Genomic DNA, 6,097 nt, shown 5'->3' with positions numbered 1-6,097 from the left:
GGCTCTAAGCTCGCAGCGCTATGAGCAAACATGATCATTTGCCACTTAATTTCCCAAATCTTGATTTGTGAATCTGAGTGTTGTTCATTGTATTCGTCTGCTAAATTATAAATCAATCGCTCAATATCGCCTGAGTTATCAATGAAGTAGTCGAACAGAGCGTCTTCTTGTCGAACAGCATCGGCAATTATTTGCATTGGTTGTTTGAATACCAACATTTGCGCAAGCAGTCGTACAGTGAACTCATACAGCTTGACGTTTGAAGGAGCATCTTGAGCCATTTCTTTGATGATGGTTTGCATGTATTTTTCCATATACAGGTGCAGACCGTCACTGATGGCGTACCAAATTTGCTCTTTGCTGCCGAAATGGTGACGAATCAAGCTGTGAGATACACCTGCTTTGTCACTTATATTCCTTAGAGATACTCGCTCATATCCTAGTTCGCAAAAAAGCTCAGTGGCGACACGCATGATCTCGCACTTGGTTTTTTCTGCATCTTGAGCACTTCTTCTGCCTTGCTTTCTTTCAGTCATAGTCTTGGTCAATTTGGTTGAACGTGTTCTTTTTACCAAAGTTTCACTTCGATTTCATCAAACAGTATACATCGTTTAATAATTATATTGTACATGTGGAAAATAAACATTGATCTTGAGTGTGATTTAAATATACTGCACGCATGTGTAGTAAATATAGATGCGAAAACATGTACTCATCAATGATATCTATAAGGTCGTTACTAAAAGCGGCTGTTATTGCCTCTGCAGCAATTGCCATTACGGGTTGCAACAAAGCAAACTCAGAGGTTAGTGAACCCGTTATACAGCCTGTAAAGCTAATGGAGGTGCCTGACCTTTCCCCTAGTCACTACGATACCTTTATAGCAACGATTGATGCGACTGACCGAGCGGGCCTGTCATTTCAAGTGGCTGGAGAAATTGAAACTATCAATGTGCGCATGGGTAGTGAAGTCAAGAAAGGTGATGTGTTGGCAACACTAGATCCTACCGATTATCAACTTGCTTACGATGCTAGGTTTGCTGAGTTTAACTTGGCTAAAACAGCGTATGAGCGCGCGACGCAATTACACGAAAAAAAGCTGATCAGTGTTGATACGTTTGACCAAACTGAAACTCAATATAAAGCCGCAAGAGCTGCGCTAGAACAGGCGCAAACTGACCTTAGCTATACAAAAATTACTTCGCCTTTCGATGGTGTTGTATCAATCACATTTAGCAAAGAGCATCAGGTCGTTGGCGCTAATCAACCCGTGTTGAACTTGATTGACAATCGTGTGCTTGATGTTGTGTTGACCATTCCAGTGAGCTACGCGGAAACCTACGGCTTAAACCATATTTCTGAATCTCAGTTCCAAGTCGTGATGGACAGCCACAAGCAAATGCCAATTGATGCGAAATTTAAAGAGATTTCGACTCAACCAGATCAAGATACCAATAGTTATCAGGCTAGCCTGACATTTGAAAAACCACAACAGTTGAATTTGCTTCCAGGCATGACTGGACGAGTGAAGCTCCTAAATGAAAAGCAGGGAGCGACGTTAAATCTTTCTGGAGATGCTTGGATTTCTAAAACGAACACTGAAGGACAGCTATACCGATTTGATACGGATAGCCAAACCATTAGCCTGGTTGATGTAGAGCTAGATAGCCTAGGAAATGTAGTCAGTGGTCTATCGGAAGGTGACCTAATTGTGCAGGCTGGCGTTGCTAAGTTGTCACCGGGTCAGCAAGTAAAAGCATGGACGAAAGAAGGTGGTATCTAACATGAAGTTTAAAATGTTAACACTCTCGGTCGTTTCAATTGCTTTGTTAGCTGGTTGCACCCCAGAAGCGACACATAGAGCGGCCAACCCTCTAGTTGTGGATACGTTCAATGTCGCAGCCGCAGCGCAAAGCCAATATAGAAACTTTAATGGCCAAGTTATGCCAGCTGAACTAACGCCACTTTCATTCAGGCTCGATGGAGAAATCGCTTCGATACTGGTCAAAGAAGGCGATAAGGTTTCCAGCGGACAAGCGATTGCTATCCTTGATGATTCGAAAGCCAAACAAAAACTCAACGATGCACAAGCTAAATATGAGCTAGCACTAAAACAGGTAAATCGAGGCAAAGAGCTGCGTGAGAATAAGATGATTTCGCGTGCAGAGCTAGACGAGCTAACTGCCAATTATCAACTGGCAACAGCGAACCTTGGGGCGGCGAAAGCAACCATGAACTACACCCGTCTACGTGCGCCGTTTGATGGCGTTGTGTCGTCGGTTGATAAGAAAAAATACGAGAACGTTAATCCTGGAGAAACGGTAATCTCTATCTATCAAGGTGAGCAGGTGTACGTGAGAATAGATGTATCTGATTCTGTTTTAGCCATGCTTGATCCTGTGGTTAACGCCAACAGCTATCAACCGATGGCAAGTTTTGCGGGTCACAGTGGTAGTTATCCAATCTCATACTACGAACACACTAGCGAGCTTCATCCGCAAAGCCAAACTTATCAATTATGGTTAAAAATGGCACAACCAGAAGCTCCAATCTTGCCAGGTACGAGCGCAAAGGTCTCTGTAGATTTGGTAAAAGCGGGTTTAAATACATTTCAGGCCTATCGGGTCCCTATGACTGCAATCGATGCAGGTAGACAGAGCCAAGACTTCTATGTGTGGAAACTAGAGCAAGGCGAAGCTCATCGATATTCAATCAGTGTGGATCAAATTACAGATAATGGTGCGTTAGTGGGTACAGGCATTCAACAAGGTGATGTTCTCATCAACTCGAATTTAAGGAAGCTACGCGACGGAATGAAGATTAAGGGAGTTGAGCTGTGAGCATTGCTGAATACTCAATCAAAAACAAAGTCATTAGTTGGTTATTTTTAATCATACTTGCGATAGGCGGCTACACATCTTTCATGGATCTGGGGCGTCTTGAAGACCCTGCATTCACGATAAAAGATGCAATGATTATATCGACATATCCTGGGGCAACATCTCAAGAGGTCGAGGAGGAATTAACTTACCCGCTCGAGAAGGAGATTCGTAAGCTGCCATACATAGATAAAGTTACCTCAACGTCATCTAACGGTATGTCGCAGATCATGGTTAGTATGGAGATGGAGTACGGGCCAGACGAACTTCCGCAAATATGGGATGAAATGAGGCGTAAAATCAATGACCTTAGGCCGAATCTACCAAGTGGCGTAAATTCGGTGCAAATTATTGATGATTTTGGTGATGTGTACGGTGTCATGCTGATGCTAACGGGGGACGGTTACGACTACGTTGAACTTAAACGTTATGCCGATTATCTACGCCGTGACTTAGAGTTGGTTCCAGGCGTAGGCAAAGTAGCCATAGCAGGCGATCAACAAGAGCAGTTGTTTGTCGAGGTTTCACTGGAGCGTCTTGCGGCACTCAACCTGGATATGAACACAGTTGTCGGCCTATTGAGTCAGCAAAATAGCGTTAAATCCTCAGGTGAGGTGATGGTCAATGGCCAGACACTAACAATTCGACCGAGTGGCACGATGAGCTCGGAGCAAGAGTTGGAAGAGCTAATCATTCATGGCCGTGATACCGGGAATCTAATTCGTCTAAAAGACGTTGCTAATATCAGCCGCGGTATTCAGGAGAAACCATCAAACGTCATCACCTTTAATGGTAAGCCAGCTATTAACCTGGCGATCTCGTTTGGCTCAGGTGTTAATGTAGTCGAAGTAGGCAAGGCACTGGATGCCAAACTTGAAGCGCTAGAAAGCCTTCGCCCTGCAGGTGTTGAGATTAACTATTTCTACAATCAACCTGCGGAAGTAGAGAAGTCAGTCAATGATTTTATCGTTAGCTTAGGGCAAGCGGTAGGCATCGTCATCATCGTACTTCTATTTGCTATGGGCCTTCGTAGCGGACTCATCATCGGTACAATTCTACTGCTTACAGTATCAGGTACCTTCATCTTGATGAAGCAGTATCAAATTGAGTTACACCGTATCTCGCTCGGAGCATTGATCATCGCTTTAGGGATGCTGGTGGATAACGCCATTGTAGTGGTTGAGGGCATCTTGGTGGGTCTTAAACGGGGTAAATCAAAAGTCCAAGCCTCAATCGATATTGTAAAACAGACCCAGTGGCCGCTACTTGGTGCAACCATCATTGCCATTACAGCATTTGCACCGATCGGATTGTCCGAAGACGCAACGGGTGAGTTTATGGGTTCACTGTTCTGGGTACTGTGTTACTCGTTGTTCCTAAGCTGGATCACGGCATTAACTTTAACGCCTTTCTTAGCCGATTTACTTCTCAAGGAAGAAGATAAAAACGCGCAAGGTGAAGAGGTTGACCCATACAAAGGTGTGTTGTTTGTCGTATTTGGTTCAGCGCTGAAATTCGCTTTAAGATTCCGTTGGCTGACTGTAGTTAGCATGGTTGCCTTGCTCATCTCTGCGGTAGTGGGCTTTGGCATGGTTAAGCAGCAGTTCTTCCCACCTTCAAACACGCCAATGTTCTACGTTGATATGTGGATGCCAGAAGGAACGGACATTCGTGAGACGATAAAAGAGACTAACAAGGTTGAGCAGTACATTCGTGCGCAAGACAATGTCGATTTTGTTTCGACAACGACAGGACAAGGCTTGCAACGTTTCGCCTTGACCTATCAACCAGAAAAGAGCTACGAAGCTTACACGCAAATTCAAGTCAGAACCCATGACCGCGAGACAATGTTTGAGTTGCTTGAGGAGCTAGATAAGAACCTTTCAGTAACGTTCAACAAGCCAACGTTCCAGTTTAAGTTAATGGAGTTCGGCCCGTCTCCTGCGTCGAAGATTGAAGCCAGAATTACTGGTCCATACCCACAAGTACTGCGTGATATTGCACTGCAGGTGGAGGACGTATTGCTTCAAGATCCGGGTGCAAGAAACGTTCGTCATGATTGGCGTGAACGCACGAAAGAGTTGGTTCCTCAGTTCAATGAGTCTAAGGCTCGTCGTTTAGGTATTTCAAAAGAAGATGTCGCCGATACGCTACAGATGGCATTTGGCGGAACGCCGATTGGTTTGCTGCGTGACGGTACGCATATGGTTCCTGTTATAGCGCGCCTCCCTGAGCAAGAGCGTGTTGACTTTGAATCATTAGCCAATGTGAAAATTTGGAGCCCAAGTTTACAAAGCTACATTCCCGTTGAGCAGGTAATTGATGGTGTATCACTGGATTGGCAAGAACCGCTTATCCAACGTAAAGACAGAAAGCGCACGCTAACTGTGCTAGCTGATCATGATGTGTTGGGACATGAAACACCGGCGAGTTTGTTTAGCCGTGTACAACCCCAGATAGAAGCGCTTGCACTGCCAAATGGTTATGAAATCAGTTGGGGCGGTGAATATGAGTCTTCGAAAGATGCACAAAACGCACTGTTCGGCTCGCTGCCAATGGGCTATTTGATCATGTTCATCATCACTATGCTTTTGTTTAATTCATTTAGAAAGCCTCTGGTAATTTGGTTTACCGTACCATTGTCGATTATTGGTGTTTCTATTGGCTTATTGGCGACAGACATGCCATTTAGTTTTACCGCTTTCCTTGGTCTATTGAGTTTAAGTGGGATGATTTTGAAAAATGGTATTGTTCTACTCGATCAGATCAACATCGAACTGTCGTCAGGTAAAGACCCTTACCAAGCGGTATACGATAGTGCAATTTCGCGCGTTCGTCCCGTAAGTATGGCGGCGCTAACTACAATTTTAGGCATGATACCTCTGGTATTTGATGCATTTTTTGGCTCTATGGCAATTACCATCATGGCTGGTCTCGGCTTTGCTACCGTACTCACACTGATTGTGGTACCTGTATTGTTTGCCATTTTATATCGAATCAAACCATCCACTGCCGGATAATTCATGGACTGAATAACGATTCGCATTAAGCCTGCCCGGATATATGTCCGGGCTTTTTCGTTTGCCCAGCGAAGCTGGCAAACCCGTCAGGTTGAAAGAAACCTGAATCACCCCGACTGAGGGGAAGATAATCCGAATTGCAAGGGCGTTGCTGGCCAACGGCAGGGTCTGAAGGAAGCAATAGGAAGTTAACAGTAC

At 44.6% G+C, this 6,097-nt stretch carries 5 protein-coding genes; 3 read left to right on the top strand and 2 right to left on the bottom strand.

Going from position 1 to position 6,097, the window contains the following annotated elements; translation table 11 throughout:
- Positions 1-536 (bottom strand): TetR/AcrR family transcriptional regulator (locus QTO00_RS12855; protein ID WP_331425162.1); only part of this gene is annotated, 536 nt, incomplete at its 3' end.
- Between the two features lie 170 nt (positions 537-706).
- Between QTO00_RS12855 and QTO00_RS12850 the strand changes: the two genes are divergently transcribed.
- From QTO00_RS12850 to QTO00_RS12840, 3 genes are read left to right on the top strand one after another with little or no spacing between them, the layout of a single operon-like run.
- Positions 707-1,783: an efflux RND transporter periplasmic adaptor subunit gene (locus QTO00_RS12850; protein WP_331425161.1), complete on the top strand. Its 1,077-nt coding sequence runs from the start codon at positions 707-709 to the stop codon at positions 1,781-1,783.
- 1 nt (position 1,784) lies between these two features.
- Positions 1,785-2,840, top strand: a complete 1,056-nt coding sequence (locus QTO00_RS12845; protein ID WP_331425160.1) for an efflux RND transporter periplasmic adaptor subunit — start codon at positions 1,785-1,787, stop codon at positions 2,838-2,840.
- A complete protein-coding gene (locus QTO00_RS12840) occupies positions 2,837-5,899 on the top strand; it encodes an efflux RND transporter permease subunit (protein ID WP_331425159.1) in 3,063 nt (1,020 codons plus the stop codon). Before QTO00_RS12845 ends, QTO00_RS12840 begins: the two co-directional genes overlap by 4 nt.
- Here the strand turns inward: QTO00_RS12840 and QTO00_RS12835 are convergent.
- The coding region (locus QTO00_RS12835; protein ID WP_331425158.1) for a hypothetical protein at positions 5,867-6,097 on the bottom strand (231 nt) is incomplete at its 5' end. The genes QTO00_RS12840 and QTO00_RS12835 overlap by 33 nt on opposite strands.

This window comes from Vibrio sp. M260118 (genome assembly GCF_036533755.1).
GTDB lineage: Bacteria > Pseudomonadota > Gammaproteobacteria > Enterobacterales > Vibrionaceae > Vibrio.
Note: the sequence above shows the minus strand (reverse complement) of the source record. Positions and strands in the feature narration are given on the sequence as shown.

Bases quoted from the DNA above. Each gene is read 5' to 3' on its own strand.
- QTO00_RS12850 (WP_331425161.1), top strand. From the start codon at position 707: ATGTACTCATCAATGATATCTATAAGGTCGTTACTAAAAGCGGCTGTT.
- QTO00_RS12845 (WP_331425160.1), top strand. From the start codon at position 1,785: ATGAAGTTTAAAATGTTAACACTCTCGGTCGTTTCAATTGCTTTGTTA.